Origin of the sequence: Paenibacillus tengchongensis (assembly GCF_008973665.1) — a bacterium.
GTDB classification, from domain to species: domain Bacteria; phylum Bacillota; class Bacilli; order Paenibacillales; family Paenibacillaceae; genus Paenibacillus_AQ; species Paenibacillus_AQ tengchongensis.
The window spans coordinates 335,347-355,393 of the sequence record NZ_WACP01000005.1 but is presented as its reverse complement, the minus strand read 5'-3'; the positions used below and the strand labels follow the sequence as shown (position 1 = coordinate 355,393).

General features: G+C 55.2%; 13 protein-coding genes. 6 read left to right on the top strand and 7 right to left on the bottom strand.

All coding sequences use genetic code 11. From position 1 onward, the window contains the following. Window positions 1–62: 62 nt before the first annotated feature. A complete protein-coding gene (locus tag F1381_RS11370; RefSeq protein ID WP_151734952.1) occupies window positions 63–818 on the bottom strand; it encodes a DeoR/GlpR family DNA-binding transcription regulator in 756 nt (251 codons plus the stop codon). Between the two features lie 200 nt (window positions 819–1,018). Between F1381_RS11370 and rhaM the strand changes: the two genes are divergently transcribed. Further along, on the top strand, window positions 1,019–1,333 hold the full coding sequence (gene rhaM, locus F1381_RS11365; protein WP_151734951.1) for an L-rhamnose mutarotase: 315 nt from the start codon (window positions 1,019–1,021) through the stop codon (window positions 1,331–1,333). Window positions 1,334–1,595: 262 nt separating this feature from the next. Here rhaM and F1381_RS11360 read toward each other — a convergent pair whose 3' ends face one another. Further along, window positions 1,596–2,144 carry a GNAT family N-acetyltransferase gene (locus F1381_RS11360; RefSeq protein WP_151734950.1) on the bottom strand — a complete coding sequence of 183 codons (549 nt, stop codon included), beginning with the start codon at window positions 2,142–2,144 and terminating at the stop codon, window positions 1,596–1,598. 209 nt (window positions 2,145–2,353) lie between these two features. Here F1381_RS11360 and F1381_RS11355 point away from each other — a divergent pair, with 209 nt between their 5' ends. Continuing rightward, window positions 2,354–2,989: a serine/threonine-protein kinase gene (locus tag F1381_RS11355; RefSeq protein ID WP_151734949.1), complete on the top strand. Its 636-nt coding sequence runs from the start codon at window positions 2,354–2,356 to the stop codon at window positions 2,987–2,989. A gap of 12 nt (window positions 2,990–3,001) precedes the next feature. On the opposite strand, the gene F1381_RS11350 is transcribed toward F1381_RS11355, so the two are convergent. The 4 genes from F1381_RS11350 to F1381_RS11335 form a co-directional block, all read right to left on the bottom strand. Next, window positions 3,002–3,637 (bottom strand): ABC-2 transporter permease, encoded by a 636-nt coding sequence (locus F1381_RS11350; protein WP_151734948.1) that lies wholly within the window; start codon window positions 3,635–3,637, stop codon window positions 3,002–3,004. A 1-nt stretch (window position 3,638) separates the two neighbouring features. Next, window positions 3,639–4,502: an ABC transporter ATP-binding protein gene (locus F1381_RS11345; protein WP_151734947.1), complete on the bottom strand. Its 864-nt coding sequence runs from the start codon at window positions 4,500–4,502 to the stop codon at window positions 3,639–3,641. 2 nt (window positions 4,503–4,504) lie between these two features. After that, window positions 4,505–4,879 (bottom strand): GntR family transcriptional regulator, encoded by a 375-nt coding sequence (locus F1381_RS11340; protein WP_151734946.1) that lies wholly within the window; start codon window positions 4,877–4,879, stop codon window positions 4,505–4,507. A gap of 156 nt (window positions 4,880–5,035) precedes the next feature. Beyond that, complete coding sequence (locus F1381_RS11335) at window positions 5,036–5,905, bottom strand: AraC family transcriptional regulator (protein ID WP_151734945.1); 870 nt, start codon at window positions 5,903–5,905, stop codon at window positions 5,036–5,038. A gap of 178 nt (window positions 5,906–6,083) precedes the next feature. On the opposite strand from F1381_RS11335, the gene F1381_RS11330 reads away from it, so the two are divergent. Together F1381_RS11330 and F1381_RS11325 are read left to right on the top strand one after the other, a co-directional pair. Next, window positions 6,084–8,807 (top strand): alpha-L-rhamnosidase, encoded by a 2,724-nt coding sequence (locus F1381_RS11330; RefSeq protein ID WP_151735002.1) that lies wholly within the window; start codon window positions 6,084–6,086, stop codon window positions 8,805–8,807. Window positions 8,808–9,043: 236 nt separating this feature from the next. Beyond that, window positions 9,044–9,943 carry an alpha/beta hydrolase gene (locus tag F1381_RS11325; protein ID WP_151734944.1) on the top strand — a complete coding sequence of 300 codons (900 nt, stop codon included), beginning with the start codon at window positions 9,044–9,046 and terminating at the stop codon, window positions 9,941–9,943. A gap of 665 nt (window positions 9,944–10,608) precedes the next feature. Here F1381_RS11325 and arfA read toward each other — a convergent pair. After that, the gene (gene arfA / locus F1381_RS11320) at window positions 10,609–12,120 is read right to left on the bottom strand and encodes an arabinosylfuranosidase ArfA (protein WP_151734943.1); all 1,512 of its coding nucleotides are present in this window, start codon (window positions 12,118–12,120) and stop codon (window positions 10,609–10,611) included. Between the two features lie 141 nt (window positions 12,121–12,261). Here arfA and F1381_RS11315 point away from each other — a divergent pair, with 141 nt between their 5' ends. Together F1381_RS11315 and F1381_RS11310 are read left to right on the top strand one after the other, a co-directional pair. Next, window positions 12,262–13,164, top strand: a complete 903-nt coding sequence (locus F1381_RS11315) for an ArsR/SmtB family transcription factor (RefSeq protein WP_151734942.1) — start codon at window positions 12,262–12,264, stop codon at window positions 13,162–13,164. Window positions 13,165–13,540: 376 nt separating this feature from the next. After that, on the top strand, window positions 13,541–19,933 hold the full coding sequence (locus F1381_RS11310; RefSeq protein WP_151734941.1) for a rhamnogalacturonan lyase family protein: 6,393 nt from the start codon (window positions 13,541–13,543) through the stop codon (window positions 19,931–19,933). Window positions 19,934–20,047 lie beyond the last annotated feature (114 nt).

Sequence of the window (20,047 nt, the reverse complement as noted above, 5' to 3'; positions counted from 1 at the left end):
TAGAAAGAGGATAGCAGCCGCCTTCGCGTAACGCGGGCATTGCTGCTATCCTCTTTATTGTATTATCCGCATTCAATGACGATCCCCGCTTCGCGGAATTGCCCGGCAATGTCCTGGTCAAGCCCCTTGTCGGTCAGGATCGTATCCACCTGATCCAGGGAAGCGAAGGTCCGCAAAGCGACCTGCCCGAATTTGTGATGGTCGGCGACCGCATACACCTGGCGGGCAGTCTCTGTCAGTGCCTGTTTATAATCAATCAGATCGCCCGTATAGATGGTCAGGCCGTGCCGGATATGAATGGCGGTCGCAGACAGGAAGGCCTTCTGGATATTGAGCTTCCGTACATAAGCGGCTGCCTCCGGTCCGGCCAGCATGTTGCGTACACGGGTTCCCCCCGGTACGACCAGCCGGATCTGATCTTTAGGTATCAGCTCGCTGATAATATACACGTCATTGGTGACGACGGTCAGCGGCATATCCTCCAGCCGGCGGGCAATTTGCAGTGTAGTGCTGCCGCCGTCCAGGGCAATGATATCGCCTTGTTCGATATGGGACAGCGCCAGCAGCGCAATTTCTGTCTTCTCGGCGGAATAGGTACCCAGCGGCTCCCGGGATGCTAGGATGCCGAGCTGGTCGGCTTGGGCCAGCATAGCCCCGCCATGGACACGCTGCAGCAGTCCCTGTTCCTCCAGCCTGCTCAGATCCTCGCGGATCGTTTTCCCCGTAACCTGGAGCTGTTCGCTCAGCTCGTTCACTGTAACCTCTTTGCGGTTTAGCAGCACTTCCATAATCATTTCATGACGGCGCACCGGATTCATACGTCTGCCTCTACTTTCCTTAACGTTTTATTCCTATTCTAAATCGGGAGGGGAGCCGGGGTCCACAGGTTCTGTATTCTTTATATATGTAATGTTTAATTAGGTTTAATTGTTCTTCAAAAATGTTCATTCATCAACTATAATGTTCATTATAGTTCATTTATGTTTTTTCAAACCTATTATGTCTGGAGTGCTGACAAGTGATCCGAAAAGCAAGTGTAATGCGTGTTTATCCCGACTGTTACGAAGAGTACAAGCGCCGTCATGATGAGCTTTGGCCGGAAATGGCGGAAGAGCTGAGAAACCATGGCTCGCACAACTATTCCATTTTCCTGGATGAAGAGACAGGCAATCTGTTCGCTTATGTGGAAATCGAGGACGAGGCGAAGTGGGACCGGATGGCCGAAACGGAAATTTGCCAAAAGTGGTGGGTATACATGGAGCCGCTGATGGAGACGAACCCGGATCACAGCCCTGTCTCCAAAACGCTGAAAGAGGTATTCTTTTTAAAGTAAATAAAATTCATACTGTACGCGCATAGGGGTAGAGCTGGCCCGGAGAGTCATTGTGATGACTGCCGTTAAGCCGGAGCTGGTCGGAGAGGATTTTAAAAGCGGGGAGTGGAATCTCCATCTGAGCACCACCGGGAGGAGGAGCGGGCGTCCGTAGCAGCAAGACCGGGTGCTAACGGAACGTACAGCGTAGTATTGAGGCAGGATGCCAAAGAAGCCGGGCCGACAGCCATTATATGGTTGCTGGTGCGGCTTCTTCTGTCTGCTATGTATTCTTCACAAAGTAATCATCATAAATCATCAGCTTCCGGTTCAGCGGCTGATATCCCTGATGCAGTAAGGCGGCAATTCTCTCAGAAGCTTCCGGTACCGCCTTCGTAAGAATAGAATTTACATTAAACAGCTCGAAAAAGTGGTCGTCGGCAACCTCCAGCAGCTCAGTGATCACAGGCGCGGTCTCGTAGGTGCTTCTCAAGTCGATCCGCAGTACTCCAAAGTGGTTGAATTCATCCTCGGCAATCCGGTGAAACATTTCGATGGTGCCGATCATCTCCCCGGTCTCGTTATGTATGACAGTCCATCTGACAAAATACCTATGTGTGTACGAGTAATCCCAAAAATCGATCGCTTGCTTCATCCGCTCCACCGTTTCATAGTGGAAATCATCGCCGTGACAGTTGTCGGAATTGAAGAATGGAACCGCTTGACAATCCGAGTAGCAGCGCAGCAATTCCTCAGCATCTGCTTCCCGGGTTTGTCTCAGTGAAACTAACGCTTTGGCATATGACGGACATTCTGTGTAGACGTCGATCATAAATGGCAACCCCTCGCTTTAGTTATTATTTTCACATATTCAATCTCCTAAATTATAGAACAAATGTTCGGATTATTCAATTGCATTTATTATAAGGCCAAGCCGCTTTATCAAGCGGAGTTATTCAGCAATAAGGATGTGCTTATGGACGATTTTATCGTAAACTGAAGGATAGGAGAGCAGGAAAATGAGCTTGGGGAGCGTTAAAGATGGAGAAACTGGTGGAACGGGTACAGGGTGAACTGATGCCGGAAGTAACGATAGAGAGCGTGGATCCGCAGAACCCGGTGCAGGTGAGCGGTGTGCCTAAGCCTTGGAAACTGCTCGGAAACGGGAACTACGCCGCCGTATTCTGTCATCCGGAATATGAGAATTACGCGGTGAAGATATATGCCCCAGGAAGGCCCGGCCTGGACAATGAACAAGAAGTATACCGGCGCCTCGGAAGTCATCCCGCTTATGCCGGATGCTGCTACGCCGGATCTGATTTTCTGATTCTCGAACGGCTGCGGGGAATGACCTTCTATGACTGCATGAAGCGCGGGGTGCTCATCACGGAGCAGGCTGTCCGGGATATTGACCATGCGCTGGATTATGCCCGTTCGCGGGGACTTCATCCCCACGATGTCCACGCCAAGAATGTGATGCTGCGGGACGGGCGGGGCGTTATTGTGGATGTGTCCGATTTTCTGAACCGGGAACCCTGCACCATGTGGGAGGACTATAAAAAGGTCTATTACCGGCTGTATAAGCCGATTGCCTCCCGGCGCACGGTTCCGGTTCCCCGCTTCATTCTGGAAGGTGTCCGTAAAGGCTACCGGCTGTGGAGGCACCGGAGGGACTGAAGCAATGATGCCTCAAAACTCCTTATGCCGCTGAATCCGCGCCGATATCAGATAGGACACAGCAAAGAGCAGGAGGGCGGCAAGCGTGGACACGATGCCTACGGTCCGGCCATTAAAGTTAATATCGTTATTAAACATGTATAAAATATACCAAATCACCATTTTGAGTCCGATCGACAAGCCTGCCGCCGTAAGGAGCAGGACATCGCTTTTCTCAGCACCCAGCTTCAGAATAAGCGGATACACAATGGCGATACTGGTAATGGCCAGCTGCAGGCCGAAGAGATAGCCGTCAATCACGGCGTTGACATCAAGCTCGCCGATGAAGCCGTGAAGCAGCAGCGTCACCAGACTGCTGGCCAATCCCATTGTGATCAAGAATATAAAAGAAATATATTTGGCATTAATGACCGCTGTTCTTGTCACCGGCAAAGTGAGCTCCCACTTGTTCCATTTGGAGGTCTCATCCATCTGCAGCGAGGTGCCCATATTGGAAGCAAAGACAAACGTCTGTACCGCAATGATCATCGACATGACCTTTGAACCCGAGGCGAACAGGGGGATCAAGACAACGGCCAAAGCAATACCGAACGAGAGCTTAATATTGTCCTGCATCGAATAATAATTATTGATCAGCAAGCCCTTCATGTTACTGGTCCCCCTTAATCAGCAAAAGCATAATTTCGTCAATAGTGCCTCTGTCGACAATAATACCGGCGTACTTCCGCTCGAACGCTTTGCGGTCCTCCACGAGCACGTCAATCTGATAATCCCTTTTGCGGTAAGCGAGCCGGTCTGCAGGGTCGATGTCCTGGAACTGTCCGGCTTTGCAGCGGGCGATGCCGTATTCGTAGATCAGCTTATCCTTACTCTCGGTGAGAATCACCTTTCCGCGGTGAATGAAGGTGATATAATCGGCGATCTTCTCCAGATCGCTGGTGATATGCGAGGACATGAGAATCGAACGGCTGTCGTCTTCGACAAACTCCAGGAACACATCGAGAATTTCATCCCGCACAATCGGGTCGAGACCGGCGGTCGCTTCGTCCAGAATCAGCAGCTTGGCCCCGTGGGACAGGGCTACGGCCAGGGCCAGCTTCATCGTCATTCCCCGCGACAGCTGCTTGATCTTCACATTCAGCGGAATGCCAAACCGGGTCAGGGAACTCAGATACATGTCCGGGTCCCACCGCCGGTAGACGCCGGCCATTACCCTGGATAGCTTCGACGGCGTCAGTACGCCGGAGAAATTGACGGCATCGAACACTACGCCGAGCTGTTCACGCAGGTCCGTATCCTGATCCTCCATCTCCCGGCCGAAAAAAGTCACACTGCCACCGTCTCTCTTGACTGTGTTCAGAATAGCGTTCATGGTGGTCGTCTTCCCCGCGCCGTTCTCGCCGACAAAGCCCATAATCGTTCCGCGCGGAATCGCGAAGGAGACATTGTCCAGGCGGAAAGCGGAATCCGCATAGGTCTTGGTCAGATTCTTGATTTCCAGGCTGTAAGTCATTCTTATTCCTCCGTATAAAAGATAGTCAGCAGCTCCATCAGCTTCTCCAGCGGAATTCCGCCGCTCCGGGCCGTCTCTGCCGCAAGTTCCAGATACTGTTCGACCTTCTTCTGTAGTTCCTCCTTCAAAAAATCCCTGTTCTTCGCCGCGACAAAGCTGCCGCGCCCTACCGTTGTTTCAATGTAACCGTCCCGCTGCAGGTCCTCATAGGCCTTCTGGACGGTAATCACACTGACGTGAATCGATTTGGCCAGCGACCGCATCGAGGGGATAGGGTCTCCGGTCTGCAGTTCCCCGTTCATAATCATGGCTTTGATCTGTGAGGTGATCTGCTCATAAATCGGTTTGCTGGTGTTGCTGCTGATGATAATATCCACATGTACCACCTTAATGTATCGTAGTGTACTGGTTTAATAAGTACACTATGATACATTTGGTTTGTTTTGTCAACCGTTTCTGGGAACTGCAGCAAACAAAAGACCCTGCAGCGGAAGCCGGCAGAGTCTTTGTTTCGTGTGCGCTGCGGGCATAGGTCAGCGGTTGGCGCTGCGGAACTGCCGTGGAGTCATGCCGGTCTTCCGCTTAAACAGCCGGTGGAAGAACTTCAGGTCGCTATAGCCGACGGCGGCGGCAATCTCCGCGACGCTGCTGCGGCTCTCCAGCAGCAGCCGGCAGGCGGCTTCCATCCGGATGCCCTGCATATATTCGGTGAAGCCCATCCCGGTCTGGCGCTTGAACAGGCGGCTGAACTGGCGCTCGCTCAGGCTGGCTTGCGCAGCCAGCCCGCTGAGCCGCAGCTCTGCGGCATAATGGCGGCCGATGTATGACACCGCTTCATCGATGCTCAGCCATTCCGGCTTGCCGGCCGGAGCCGGAGCTGCCTGCAGCTGGTGCCGGAACAAGCCGGTCAGAATCCGCACCACCAGCGAGGCCAGGACAGCCGGGTAGCCGGGCGGCCTGGAGGAGAACTCGCGGTAAAGCTCGCGGAACATGGCATGATATTCGCCGGAAGCGTCCTGCACGGAGAACCAGCCCATACCTTCGCGGGAGAAGCTGTCACAGATTTCCGAAGCATATAGCGAACCACTGCGGAGCTCCGCTAAGTAGGACACCGGGAATAAGCAGTTGTAGACGATCAGCGGCCGGTCCTTCTTGATTGTCTTCGGACGGAACACATGGCTCTGCCCGACCGGAATGAAGAATAGCGTACCATACCCTGCAGGGATGGCCTCACCGGCGATATAATGCACGCCGGCACCTTCGCTTACATACGTCATTTCGATAAATTCATGCGAATGCTCGGCCAGATCAAAGGTTTCATACGCCCTGTTGACAAAGATCGGCAGTCCCGGTTCAAAGAAATCTTGGCCCGACATTACATATCTGCTCCGTTCGTTCCCCATGCCTGCCTCCTGATAGTCGTCTTATTCATCTTATTAATTCGCTTACATAATGTCCAAATCAGCCTATATAAATGTCCAGATTGTCCCCTGAATGAACATGCTGCAGCCGATACAATTGGAGCTATGGATGCCATCCGCAAGCGGCATATCATCACTTGATCTAAAGGAGAATCTAATGATGGATACAGGGAACAGCCTTCAAGTCAAGCATCTTCGCTGCGAGTACCGCCATAACCCGTCCGGGCTGGGAACGGCTAGGCCGCGCTTCAGCTGGCAGCTGCATTCGGACAGCAAGGCCGTTATGCAGCAATCTTACCATATCCAGGTCTCCGCAGGACCCGGCGGTTTCAGCGAAGGGCGGCTGATCTGGGATTCCGGCCGTGTGGAATCGGACCGCAGCGTATGGGTGGAATACGGCGGACCGCCACTTGAGACGCGCGGACGTTATCTTTACCGCGTCAAGGTGTGGGATTGTACGGACAGAGAATCGGCGTGGAGCGGGGAAGACGCAAGCTGGGAAATGGGCCTGCTCAGCCCAGCCGACTGGTCGGCGGAATGGATCACGCCCGCTGTCGGAGCCATCGGTCCGCAGGCCGAAGCCACCGGTACGCAGGCCGAAGAGATTAATCTGCTGCGCACTGCCTTTACCGCGAGGCCCGGCGTCCGCCGGGCAACTGTGTACGCGACAGCTCTGGGGCTGTACGAACTGGAGCTGAACGGAACACGCGTGGGCGACTGGCAGTTTACCCCCGGCTGGACCAGTTATAATAAACGCCTGCAGGTGCAGACTTACGATGTGACACCGTTCATCCGCAGCGGTGCAGACAATGCGCTTGGCGCCGCTCTGGCGGACGGCTGGTATAAGGGCCGTCTCGGCTGGGAGAGCAAGGACGGGATATACGGGGAGCACCGAGCCCTTCTGCTGCAGCTGCATCTTGATTATGAAGACGGATCGCAGGACGTGGTGGTCAGCGACCGTTCGTGGCGGGCTGCGACGGGACCGGTTCTGCGGTCCGGGCTGTACGACGGCGAGACCTACGACGCCCGGCTGGAACGGGCCGGGTGGGCGGCTCCAGGATACGACGACGGGGATTGGTCTGCTGTAACCGTGCTCACGCACCCGAGGGATATTCTGGTTATGCAGGAGAGTGAGCCAGCCCGTATCACGGAGCGGCTGAAGCCTGCTTTCCTACTGCAGACCCCGGCCGGCGATACGGTCATCGACATGGGACAGAATATGGTCGGACGGCTGCATCTGCGGCTAAATCTGCCCGCAGGCACATGCCTTACGTTAACCCACGCAGAGGTGCTGGACCACGAAAGCAATTTCTACACCGGCAATCTGCGGAGCGCCAAGCAGACGGTCCGTTATATCTGCAAGGGCGGGGAAGAGGAATACGAGCCGCATTTCTCCTTCCAGGGGTTCCGGTATGTCAGGATCGAAGGCTGGCCGGCCGATACTCCGCTTGAGCCGGAACGGTTCACCGGCCATGTCATTCACACGGATATGGAACGGAGCGGCAGCTTCGCATGCTCGAATCCTCTGCTGAACCGGCTGCAGCAGAATATCGTGTGGGGGCAGCGCGGCAACTTCTTGGATGTGCCGACCGATTGCCCGCAGCGCGATGAGCGGCTGGGCTGGACGGGCGATGCCCAAGTGTTCCTCCGCACCGCAGCATTCAACTACGGCGTAGCGCCGTTCTTCTCCAAATGGCTGCATGACCTGCGCGCCGATCAACGGCAGGATGGCGGGGTGCCGTTCGTCATCCCGAACATTCTGGATGAGAACGCACACTCTTCTTCCGCCTGGGGCGATGCGGCTGTGATCTGTCCATGGATGCTCTACGTATGCTACGGCGACACCCGTATTCTGGAGGAGCAGTATGACAGCATGAAGGCATGGGTCGATTATATACGGTCACAGGGGGAAGACGAGCATCTCTGGAATACCGGCTTTCATTTCGGCGACTGGCTGGGCCTGGATGCCAAAGAGGGCAGCTATGTCGGCGCAACCCCGAAGGACCTGATCGCCACCTGCTTCTATGCTTATTCGACGGAGCTGTTCGTCAGGGCGGCGGAAGTGCTCGGGCGTCACGGGGATGCGGCGGAATACCGCAGCTTGCACGGGGACATTCTTGCCGCTTTCGAACGGGAGTTTCTGACGGCAAACGGCCGGCTGGCGGCGCATACCCAGACCGCCCACGTGCTTCCGCTGATGTTCGGGATGGTACAGGGAAGCGTGCGTGAACGGCTGGCGCGGACGCTGGCCGGATATGTAGAGGAGCAGCAGTGTCATCTGACGACAGGCTTTGTCGGGACGCCTTATCTATGCCATGTCTTGTCCGCGAACGGCTACCATGATTTGGCGGTAAAGCTGGTGCAGGAGGAGGATTATCCGTCCTGGCTGTATTCGGTCCATCAGGGGGCGACGACGATCTGGGAGCACTGGGACGGGATCAAGCCGGACGGCACGTTCTGGAGTGATGACATGAATTCCTATAACCACTATGCCTACGGCTCCGTCGGCGACTGGCTGTACCGCGCCGTTGCCGGGCTGGACCTGGATGAGGCGCAGCCGGGTTATAAGCGGATGCTGTTCCGGCCGCGCCCGGATTCGGGCCTGACCTATGCAAAGGCTGTTTACGAGTCCGCCTATGGCCGGGTCTGCAGCGGGTGGAGCCTGGAGGAGGACGGCACGGCGGCCTATGAGGTTGAAGTCCCGCCGAATACGACGGCGCAAGCGAAGCTGCCGGGTGCCAAGGCGGGGGAAGCGAGCGTCAATGGCGCCGCACCTGAACAGGCGGACGGCGTTGCCGCTGTCCGCCAGACCGGCGGGGAACTGGTGCTGGAGCTGGGCTCCGGGGTGTACCGGATCGTCTGCCGGAGCGCAGTGAAGGCCTGAGCCAAACCGGTGCGGCACACTTTTTAATACTGCTCTGCGGGTTCCCCGGAAACGGGAAAGGAGCTGTCCCCAATGCCTCTTCAGGGCTAAGGGGCAGCTCCGAACAGGTGCTAGTGGTCCCGCGCAGCGCTGGCTGCTAAGTTATCCAACTCTGTATGCGGTTTCACACAGGAGTGTGATACAATCTTTGGTATAGCAGGTTTGCTATATTCCAATTATACAAGGAGTTGTTGCCTGTGGATCAGAGAGCGGCGGAGCTTGCCGCCTATGAGACCCCCGAAGGAACCCAGATTCTTTACGGGGATTTTGCGGAGGGAGGTTCCTTTTATTCCTGTGCCTACCGTCCTGATGTCGTATATGCCGCTTATGGCGATGTGGAAAGAAGACTGCAGATCATTATGCCGGACCGCACCGGGTACCAATTTCCCCTGGTCGTCTATATCCAGGGCTCAGCCTGGCGGAAACAGGATGTCCATGCCTCCCTTCCGAATCTTTCCCATATCGCTGCCAAGGGATATGTTGTAGCCAGTGTAGAGATAAGGGACACGGACATTGCCCGCTTTCCTGCTGCGTTGGAGGATGTAAAATGCGCGATTCGCTTTATGCGCCTGCACGCAGAGGAGTATGGGGTAGACCCGGAGCGTGTCGCGGTATGGGGGGATTCCTCGGGCGGCCACCTTTCCCTCATGACGGGCCTGACCATCGGCGAATATGACAATGGTCTGTACAGTGGACAGTCGGACGCCGTCAACGCAGTCATTGATTATTACGGGGTTTCGGATTTGCTGACCTTAGGCAAATACAATGATATTCTGGACCACGACGCAGCCGATTCCCCGGAGGGCTTGTTCATCGGCGGTAAAGTGAAAGAACATACGGAACTGGCGAAGCAGGCAAGCCCGCTTCATCAGAATTTGAAGAAGGTGCTCCCCCCGTTTCTTATCATGCATGGAGACAGTGATCGTGTGGTACATATTAACCAGAGTATCGAGATGTTTAAGGCCTTGAAGGCGCAGGGACAGAATGTGCTGTTCTACAAGGTGGCAGGCGCCGATCACGGGCCGGGCTTCTGGAGCCCGCAGGTGCTTGACGTTACGGCGAAATTCCTGGCGGCGCACTTGAAACGGCCGCGGTGAGGAGGGGGCTGCGCGTCAGAGCCTGAACTGCTGGACCTGGCCTGCCGCAGGCTTGACGGCTGCAGCTATGCCGACATCAAGCAGATTGTGCTGAAGGCGAAGCGCAAGGCGATTATCGCAGGCAGGCAACTTTCTCTGGAGCATCTCGCCATATCCTATGAGGAATATGCCCCCTCCGTTTCCGTATCCCACGTCTGAAGCGCCTAAACCTGCACCGTGAAACCCGGTGAACATTCGGACTGAAGCTTCCCTGTACCCCATGCCGGGGATATACAGGAAAGCTTTTTTTTGTTGGACAGCTTAACACGCTACCCTATGCCCTGGAGGCCGGATGCTTTCCCTTGCGCATAACCTTGGAGAATTAGCAGCAGTGAATCCAAAGAGCCGGGCAGCAATTCTCTAATATATAGAAGAGTTGCTGCCCGGCTATTTTTTACTGAAGGTTCAACTTAATGTAGTTTGATTTTCGTACACTAATTTTGCTGTTTTTCCCGATTTGAAATATTTAATTGGATTATCGCATCTTAATTCGGCCAATATTGGTGTAATCATGGATTGGCCTCTATATTAAGTGGCGGTTATCTAACTAGATTTGCGGTAAGCTCCATACAGGTGAAATTAGGCAGCGATTTTCCAACTAAATAATTTGAACACGTAGCATCCGCTTACCCCTTAACCGCCTGCAGCCGGATTACGTTCCAGGAAGCCCGGCTCAGTTGGGAGGTCACCACGCCCTGATCTACCTTCGTCTGGCCGCCGGTTCGCGGAAGCACCCGGTTCGGGTCCTCCTTAGTATTGGCCGCCTTCAAATCATCGCTTTCCATGACGATATGCTCGATCAACTGCAGCCCGCTGAAGCTGCGGACATCGATGTTCAGTGTCATGCTTTCTTCCAGATGCCGGTTCACGGCGAAGATGGTCAGCTGGCCCTCTTCCTCGTTGAACACGGCTACCGATTCAAGATAAGGGACATCTGTGAAGTCCTTCGAATCGTATTTCGGCGCGTTGACATTGGAGAGAAGGACGGTCCCTCTGCCGAAATTGGAGGCATGCAGGAACGGATAATAAGTCGTCTGCAGCCAGAGTGCGCCGCCCGTATCGGTCATAACTGGGGCGATGGTGTTGATCAGCTGCGCCAGGCAGGCCATCTTGACCCGGTCGGCATGCTTCAGAATCGTAATCAGGTAGCAGCCGACAGCCAGGGCGTCTTCATGATTGTAATTGTCCTCGAATTCCGGCGGAGCGATCTGCCAGCGTTCATTGGCACGGCTGGTACCGACCGTCTTCCAGACGTTCCATTCGTCGAGGGAGAGCATGATCTTCTTGTTGCTGCGTTTCTTGGCCTGGGCGAAGTCGCATACGGCCGTCACGCTGTCAATGAAGCGGTCGAGATCAAGGGAGCTGGCCAGGAAATTCGCGGTATCACCTGCATTGTTGTTGTAATAGGCGTGCAGGGAGAGATAATCGACCTGGTCATACGACAAGTCCAGCACTGTAGCTTCCCAGTCGGCGAAGGTCGGCATGCCGCGCGATGAGCTGCCGCAGGCTACCAGTTCGATGCTCGGATCGACCCAGCGCATCACCTTGGCAGTCTCATTGGCCAGGCGGCCGTATTCGACAGCGGTCTTGGCACCGATCTGCCAGGGACCGTCCATCTCATTGCCAAGGCACCAGGTCTTGAACTTATGCGGCTCCTGGTAGCCGTGCGCGATGCGCAGATCGCTCCAGTAGGAGCCGGAAGGGTGATTGCAATACTCCACCAGATTGCGGGCGGCATCCATCCCGCGCGTGCCGAGGTTGACGGCCATCATCACTTCGGTGCCGGCCAGCCTGGCCCAATCGGCGAATTCATTGGTGCCGACTTCATTGGTTTCGGTCGTCCACCAGGCCAGCTCCAGCAGACGCTTGCGCTCCGCCTTCGGGCCGACGCCGTCTTCCCAGTTGTACCCTGATACGAAGTTGCCGCCGGGATAACGGATGATCGGCACGTTCAGCGCACGGATGGCTTTCAGCACATCCCGGCGGAAGCCGGCAGCGTCTGCTTCGGGGTGGCCGGGGTCATAAATTCCGCCGTATACCGCCCGGCCCAGATGTTCGATAAAGGAACCGTATATCCGCGGATCTACTGCGGATACGGTGAAGTTGCGGTCGATAAGCATGGTGGAGCGAATAGTCATGGAATAACCTCCAATTAGGATTAGTATATAAGTTAATCGATTATAATTGAATTCCTAATATATTCGTATCATAATAGGGATTAATAAACAAATCTTAATTACAGGATTCGTATAATACATAATTCAACAGGGGTTGATAACATGCAGCTCACCACAAATACCGACTCGCTTCGCGTGTATGAAGCATTGGCAAGCGAAGTGCGCTTGAAGATCATCGACAAGCTGTTTGAGAAAGAAAGCCATGTCAAGGAACTGGCGGGCGAGCTGTATCTCAGCAGCGCCGTTGTCAGCGGCCATATCCGGAAGCTTGAGGAAGCGGGCATTGTCGGAAGCCGGATGGTCCGGGTAGAAGGCGGAACCTACAAGATGTGCTATATCCGGACTGAGTATATGCAGGTCAAATTATCTCCCGCCAGTCCGGAGACATTGTCCTTCCATGAGCTATCCTTACCGATCGGACAGTACACCGACTATGAAGCCTGGCCGACCTGCGGACTTGCAACGATCCAGTCCGTTATCGGCCAGTATGACAATCCGGCCTGTTTTATGGACCCGAAGCGGGTGGATGCAGGCATTCTGTGGTTTGCCAAAGGCTGGGTGGAGTACAAAATCCCTAATTATCTGCATAATGACGAGGCACTGCATGAGATTGAAATTTCCCTGGAACTTGGCTCGGAAGCGCCAAGATTTAATGAGAACTGGCCTTCGGACATCCGCTTCTGGCTTAATGGCGAACTGCTCGGGGTGTGGACAAGTCCGGGCGATTTCGGGAAGAAGCGGGGGCAATTGACACCGGAATGGTGGCATGCGGATGTCAATCAATACGGCTTGCTTAAGGTGCTGCGGATTAAGAAGGACGGCACTTATGTGGACGGGCAGAAAATATCCGGCATTGGCCTCGGGGATATCGACACGGGGGCGATGAAGTGGACCTTCCGCATCGCGGCAGAGGATCAGGGACGCCGGCGGGGAGGTCTTACACTCTACGGCAAAGGCTTCGGCAATTACAATCAGGACATCATGGTACGCATGTATTATGTTTAGCAGGAAATGAACTCATATAGTTCAAAATGAAATAAACGCAAAAAAAGCGGGATTTCCGCTTTTTTTGCGTTCAAACGCGGGGAACTTTATTCCATTATTTGATACACTCTGTGCATATTTGGGAGGCAGGGCTTGGCACATACGTTTACACCAGTATAATCAAGCCTGCTAAATATGCAGAAATGCCCGGATATGCAGTACACCCGGAGGAAGTCATGTGTTGCATTCATAGGGAAAGGGGATGATCTCAAGGCCTGGGAGTAGTTAGCGCAGATGAAGACAGAAAGACGGATGTGCGCAGGTAATGCTGGTTAGGTGTCCGGATGTTCCCCTGATTGCTAAAATGAATTTTAGGTCAATAGGAGGAGTTAAGTAGATGGGTATAAAAGCTGTCTCCATCAAAAAACCGATGGTTGCATTCTGTATGGCATTTCTAATGCTCTTTTCCCTTATCGTTCCCCCGGCTCCGGGATATGCAGCGTCTGGCTCCGGTCTGCCGGCCCGGCAGGCAGAATACCTGGACCGCGGCCTGATTGCGGTTCTGGTTGACAACGGCGTGTATCTTAGCTGGAGATATCTAAATACGGACTCAGATGAAATCGCTTTCAATGTATACAAAAACGGATATAAGGTGAATTCCGCGCCGATCAGCGGCTCTACGAATTATGTGGATACGACCGGCGCAGACAGCTCCCAGTATCAGATATCCACCGTCATTGACGGCAAGGAAGAGATGCAGCCGGCGACGGTACCGGTCTGGCACAATAATTATCTGCCGATTCCACTGGACAAACCGGCTGACGGCCGGACCAAGGACGGCGGAACCTACTCCTACTATGCCGGCGATGCTTCAGTAGGCGACCTGGACGGCGACGGTGAATACGAGATCGTCTTCCTGTGGAGCCCCAGCAATTCGAAGGACAACTCCCAGGCTGGCTATACCGGCAACGTCTATATCGATGCCGTTAAGCTTGACGGAACGAAGCTGTGGCGGATTGATCTGGGTGTCAACATCCGGGCCGGAGCGCATTACACGCAGCTGATGGTGTATGATCTGGACGGCAATGGCAAAGCCGAGGTGGTCGTGAAGACAGCGGACGGCACTAAGGACGGTCAAGGCAAGGTGATCGGCGACGGCAGCAAGGATTACCGCAACGACGGCGGATATATCCTCACAGGCCCGGAATACCTTACGCTGTTCGACGGACTTACGGGTGCGGCGGTTTCTACCGTTGACTACATCCCTCCAAGAGGCGATGTCAGCTCATGGGGCGACGGATACGGCAACCGAGTCGACCGGTTCCTGGGAGGCATTGCTTATCTGGACGGCGTGAAGCCAAGCGTAGTGATGGCTCGCGGCTATTATACCCGCACGGTGCTGACAGCCTACGACTATACCGGCGGGCAACTGGTTCCACGCTGGACGTTTGATACGAAAGATGCCGGCCAGCAATATGAAGGTCAGGGTAACCATAACTTAAGTGTGCTTGACGCCGACGGCGACGGCAAGGATGAAATCATGTACGGCGCCCTGGCCATCGACGACGACGGCAGCCTGATGTACAGCACCGGACTGGGTCATGGCGATGCCATGCATGCCGGCAGGCTCGACCCGAACCGGGACGGCTACCAGATTGTCAGCGTGCATGAGCATTCGAATGCCGAATACGGGCTGGAGATGCGCGATGCCGCGACAGGGGACATTCTCTGGGGGCAGTACACCGGGAAAGATACCGGACGCGGAATGTCGGCGGATATCGACCCGAATTATCCGGGATACGAATCCTGGGCCAGCACCATTGTCGATGGACAAATGGATCCCTTGTCCCGCGTTTATGCGGCTAACGGAGAAGTCATTTATGAAGCGGACGAAGTGCCGAAGAGCGCCAACTTTGCGATCTGGTGGGACGGAGACCTGCAGCGCGAGCTGTTCGACCACGAGTGGGACAACAGTGCAGCCAAGGGCATTCCGCTTGTTTACAAATGGGATTATGAGAGTAAGCAGCTGAAGGAAAACTTCCGGGCAACCGGCACCCTGACGAACAATCACACCAAGGGCAATCCGGCCCTGCAGGGAGATATCCTGGGTGACTGGCGCGAGGAGCTGCTGCTGCGCAGCGAGGACAGCTCGGAATATAGACTGTATACAACAACCATTCCTACAAGCTACCGGATTCCTACGCTGATGCAGGACCCGGTATACCGGTTGGGCATCGCCTGGCAGAACGTCGGCTACAACCAGCCGCCGCACACGGGCTTCTATCTCGGTACAGAAGCGACCGAATTCCCCAAGGCCAATCTGACGCTTACGGGTGGTGAAGAAGCTTTGCAGCCGGTCTATCACTTTGGCTTCGGTACCGATCCGGCAGCAGGTACAACCGCCGTGCAGGATACCCAATATACAACGGAAGCGGGATACGGGTTCGAGAATGCGAGCGGAATTACGGTGGGTGCGGGCAGCGCCACCCTTCCGGAAAATGCTAAATTCGCCGTAGACCTGCCGAATGCCAACTACAAAATAACCCTGAAGCTGGGGGATGAAACACGCGCCTCCAATGTGGGCGTCAAGTCCGAGTTCGTTCAGAAACTGGCTGCGACGAGCGTTAACGCGGGAGAACCGAAGGTCTACTCCTATGATGTTGCGCTGGTAGACGGTCAGCTGGAGTTTATTTTCTCCGGCACAGCCATTGATGTACAGGAAATCCTTATTGAGAAATACCCGGAGAAGACGCCGGGAGCAGCTGCGACCATTTATATGGCCGGCGATTCGACGATGCAGTCCTACAGCGACATGCAGGCGCCGCAGGAAGGCTGGGGCCAGGAGTTCGGGCGTTATTTCGCAAACGGAGTCGTGGTCCAGAATGAGTCGATCGGCGGCAGAAGCAGCAAGTCGTTCATGGTGGACGGCCGTCTCGACAGCATTCTGCAGCGGATCAAGCCGGGAGATTACTTCTTTATTTCCTTCGGCCATAATGATGCCAGCGCAGGTATTCCGGAGCGGTATGCGTCACCGGCGGATTACAAAACCTATCTGGCCCGTTATGTAAACGGTGCCATTCAGCGCGGCGCAATGCCTGTGCTGCTTACTCCGGTAGGGCGCAGAGACTTCAATACAATTACCCAGGAGTTTAATGTCAGCTTCCCGGAATATGTGCAGGCAGCCAAGGAAGTGGCAGAGGAGCTGGACGTTACGCTGATTGATTTGAGCCAGCTGAGCATTGCCTACTACGACAAGATTGGTCTGGCGGCTACGGAGAAGCTCTTCCTGTATGCCAATCCGGGCGAGTATCCGAAGTATCCGAACGGCGTGAACGACAATACGCATTTCAGCGGCTACGGTGCACAGGTCATCGCCGGACTGGTTGCGGGAGCGGTAAAGGAGCTGGAGCTCGGCATCTCGCCGTTTGTAATTGATCCGGACCTGGAAGAGCCGGAGCCGGAACCGGAAATTCAGGTCTACGAGGAAGACTTTGAAGGCGATCAGGCCGCTGTGGAATATGCGATGGTCAATGCCACTGGCATCGCCGGTACGATGGCAGGAACGGTTGTAGACCAGAGCGGAAACAAAGTCCTGTCTGTCGCCGGGTCGGGGTCCGGTAACCGGGCCAAGGTGTTCCGTCTGTTCGATGCGGTGAACGGGGACATTGTTCATGTGAATTTCGACTGGCATTCGGGCAATGTGAGCGCCTTCCCGTCGGAAGGCCATCTGACACTGCAGGACGCGAACGAGAATATTATTCTCACGCTGCTTACGAAGACCGGCACAACGGATCCGGGCACGAAAATCCATTATTATTCCGGCCCGTATACGCCTGATTATGGGACCGGAAGCACAGCTGTTCCGGAAGGCGGAACCGCTACAACCCTTGCGAAGAACCAGTGGGTCAATGTGGATGCAACGATTAATTTTGCCGAGAAGACGATCGACTTGACGTTGACGAGCCTGGCGAATCCGAGCCTCACGCAGACGATCGAGGATATCGAAATGTATCCGGGCGTCTACACCAATAATGTAAGAGCCATCCGCTTCCTCGGTACGAGAAAAGGCGGCGGCGGCACGCTGAACTGGACTACGCAGATTGACAATGTAAAGATTGAAGGCACGAAGCTGGAGCAGGAGGCGGGAGATCAGACGGCGCTGATTGCCCTGCGTGATGAGGTAAAAGCACTCGATCTGTCGGGTTATACCGAAGCGTCTGTAACCGTGCTGAACAAAGCTTTGGCAGCGGCTGAGGCACTCATCGGCACAGAAGCGACGCAGGCCCAGGTCGATCATGTCTTTAACATGCTGACGGTGGCTAAAGACTCGCTGACCAGCGAACCCGCAGGCGAGATCAGCAAGTACCAATTCGATTTTGGTTCCGGCAGCACAGCGGACGGGTATATGAAGGTTGACGCTAAGCGGGCCTATTTGGAAGGCAATGGCTACGGCTTTGCCGACACCGCTCTGGTGGAGGATGAGAACCGGGAAACCGGAGATGCCTTGACCGAGGATTTCACCCGTGTGAACGGTACCTCCTTCCTTGTGGAAATGGAACCGGCCAATTACCGTGTAACAATGACTGTAGGCGACGTGCAGGAATCGACGAATACCGGCGTGACCATTGAGCAAATGCCGAAAATGCCGGTGACCACGGTGGCCAAAGGCCAGTTTACTGAAGTCACATACGATATTGCCTTGATCGATGGGGTGTTCGACTTTGCCTTCTCCGGCGGCACGCCGAAGATCAATGCCTTGACGATCGAGCGTCTTCCGGAGAATGGTGCGGGCGATCAGCCTGTCCTTTACCTGGCGAGCGACTCCACGGTAGCCAATTATGCGGAGAGCTACCGTCCGCAGGCCGGATGGGGCGAAACGCTGGGCGGTTATTTTGACCTGGATGAGATCAGTATCGATAACCGGGCCGTCAGCGGCTTAAGCAGCAAAACGTTCCTCGTGGGCGGATATCTCAACGACATTCTGCTGGACATTCATGAAGGGGATTATCTGTTCATGCAATGGTCCCATAATGATTCCACGCCATCGCGTCCGGAACGATACCTGACACCGGAGCAATTCAAGGTGTATCTGAAGGACTATATCAACGGCACGCTGCAGCGGGGGGCCACTCCGGTCCTGGTAACTCCTGTGAACCGGCGTGATTTCACCGGAGACGTGCTGAACAAGAGCTTCCCGGATTATGTGAAGGCCATGAAAGAGACCGCGCAGGAAACCGGCACCCTGCTGGTAGATCTTAACCAAGCAAGCTGGGAGTACTTCCAGGAGCTCGGTCCTGAAGGCACCAAATCCATCTTCATGTGGGTAGGCACGACCGAGGACAACACCCATCTGCAGATGAATGGTGCGATCAAGGTATCTGAAATGGTGGCAAGGCTGGTGCAGGAGCTGAATATTCCGCTGTCCGAGCTGGTGACTCTGGAAGAGGAGCCGGCGGATGGAAAGGCGCCGCATACAACCGCAGCGGTGGAAGGGGAATCGCAGGGAGAATGGTACACTTCGGCAGTGCAAGTGAAGTTTACCGCGGCTGATGAAGATTCCGCTGTCGAAGCGACATACTACAAGGTCAACGCCGGTGAAGCGGTAAGCGGAACCGAATTGACCTTGAGTGAAGAAGGCAGCCACACCGTGACGTACTGGAGCGTCGATGTGGACGGCAACAAGGAGAACGAACAGACGTTGTCCGTAGCCATCGATCTTGCACCTCCAGCCCTTGAGATTCAAGGGCAGACAGAATACACGATCGACCAGCAAGTGGAAATAGGTTATACAGCCTCCGATTCGGTATCCGGTGTACCGGCGCCGGGCGGCGTAGTGCTGAGTGCTCCGGCCTATACACTGGAGCCGGGACTGAATACTGTAACCGCAGAAGTATACGATCTGGCGGGTCATACGCAGACCGTTGACTTCAGCTTCGGCGTTACGGCCACCTTCGCCAGTCTGGCGGAGCTGACGCACAGCTTTGCCGCCGGGTCGGCAGATCCGGATGCAGCAGCGGTTGCCGGACAGCTGAGCGCAAAGCTGCTGGAGGCGGAACAGGCCGCGACTGCGCATCAAGGCGCGAAGGTGCGGCAGCTGCTGGCAGCCTACAGCAATGACGTCAGCGCTGTCGGCGGAACTGTGTTCACAGCCGAGCAGGCAGCTGCACTGGGCAAGTGGGCGTCCTGGCTGAGCCAAGCGACACCGCTGGCGAGCGGCGCTCCCGGCATGCCGGTGCTGTCTGACAACAACGGCCACGACACAGGACTGAAAGACGGGGATTACACTGTCACAATGAATCTGTGGTGGGGCAATAACGGCAGCCGCTTCAAGCTGTATGAGAACGGCGAGCTGGTGAAGGAGGTCTCGCTGGTTGACCAGTCGCCATCGGCCCAATCCGTCAAGATCGACATTGCCGGCAAGAAGAACGGCACCTATGTCTATACCGGCGAGCTAATCAATGCACTGGGCACAACGAAGAGTGCGCCGCTGACGGTCACCGTTACGGATGCCTCTCCGGGGCAAGCGGTGCTCTCCAACGACAACTGGGACGGTGACGGCAGCTTCAAGGTCACCATGAACCTGTGGTGGGGAACGAATGCTACCGAATATGAGCTTTATGAGAACGGCGTCCTGGTCGACTCGCAAAGCCTGGAGGCCCGCACACCGGGCGCCCAGTCGGCGGTAACCGCCATTTCGGGCAAGGCTAAGGGAACCTATGAGTACGTAGCCGTGCTGCGCAATGCAGCAGGGGAGACCCGCACCGCGAAGATGGTTGTGACGGTGCGGTAGCAGGTAGCTGTAAATATGCGATACACACTGAAGGGCAGCCCGGGATGGGCTGCCCTGTTTTGCAGTATGCGCGGCAAAATGAAGAAACTCTAATAACCCGCTACATGTTAGTGC

Bases quoted from the DNA above. Each gene is read 5' to 3' on its own strand.
- F1381_RS11370 (WP_151734952.1), bottom strand. From the start codon at position 818: ATGAATCCGGTGCGCCGTCATGAAATGATTATGGAAGTGCTGCTAAAC.
- F1381_RS11360 (WP_151734950.1), bottom strand. From the start codon at position 2,144: ATGATCGACGTCTACACAGAATGTCCGTCATATGCCAAAGCGTTAGTT.
- F1381_RS11355 (WP_151734949.1), top strand. From the start codon at position 2,354: ATGGAGAAACTGGTGGAACGGGTACAGGGTGAACTGATGCCGGAAGTA.
- F1381_RS11350 (WP_151734948.1), bottom strand. From the start codon at position 3,637: ATGAAGGGCTTGCTGATCAATAATTATTATTCGATGCAGGACAATATT.
- F1381_RS11345 (WP_151734947.1), bottom strand. From the start codon at position 4,502: ATGACTTACAGCCTGGAAATCAAGAATCTGACCAAGACCTATGCGGAT.
- F1381_RS11335 (WP_151734945.1), bottom strand. From the start codon at position 5,905: ATGGGGAACGAACGGAGCAGATATGTAATGTCGGGCCAAGATTTCTTT.
- F1381_RS11330 (WP_151735002.1), top strand. From the start codon at position 6,084: ATGGATACAGGGAACAGCCTTCAAGTCAAGCATCTTCGCTGCGAGTAC.
- arfA (WP_151734943.1), bottom strand. From the start codon at position 12,120: ATGACTATTCGCTCCACCATGCTTATCGACCGCAACTTCACCGTATCC.
- F1381_RS11315 (WP_151734942.1), top strand. From the start codon at position 12,262: ATGCAGCTCACCACAAATACCGACTCGCTTCGCGTGTATGAAGCATTG.
- F1381_RS11310 (WP_151734941.1), top strand. From the start codon at position 13,541: ATGGGTATAAAAGCTGTCTCCATCAAAAAACCGATGGTTGCATTCTGT.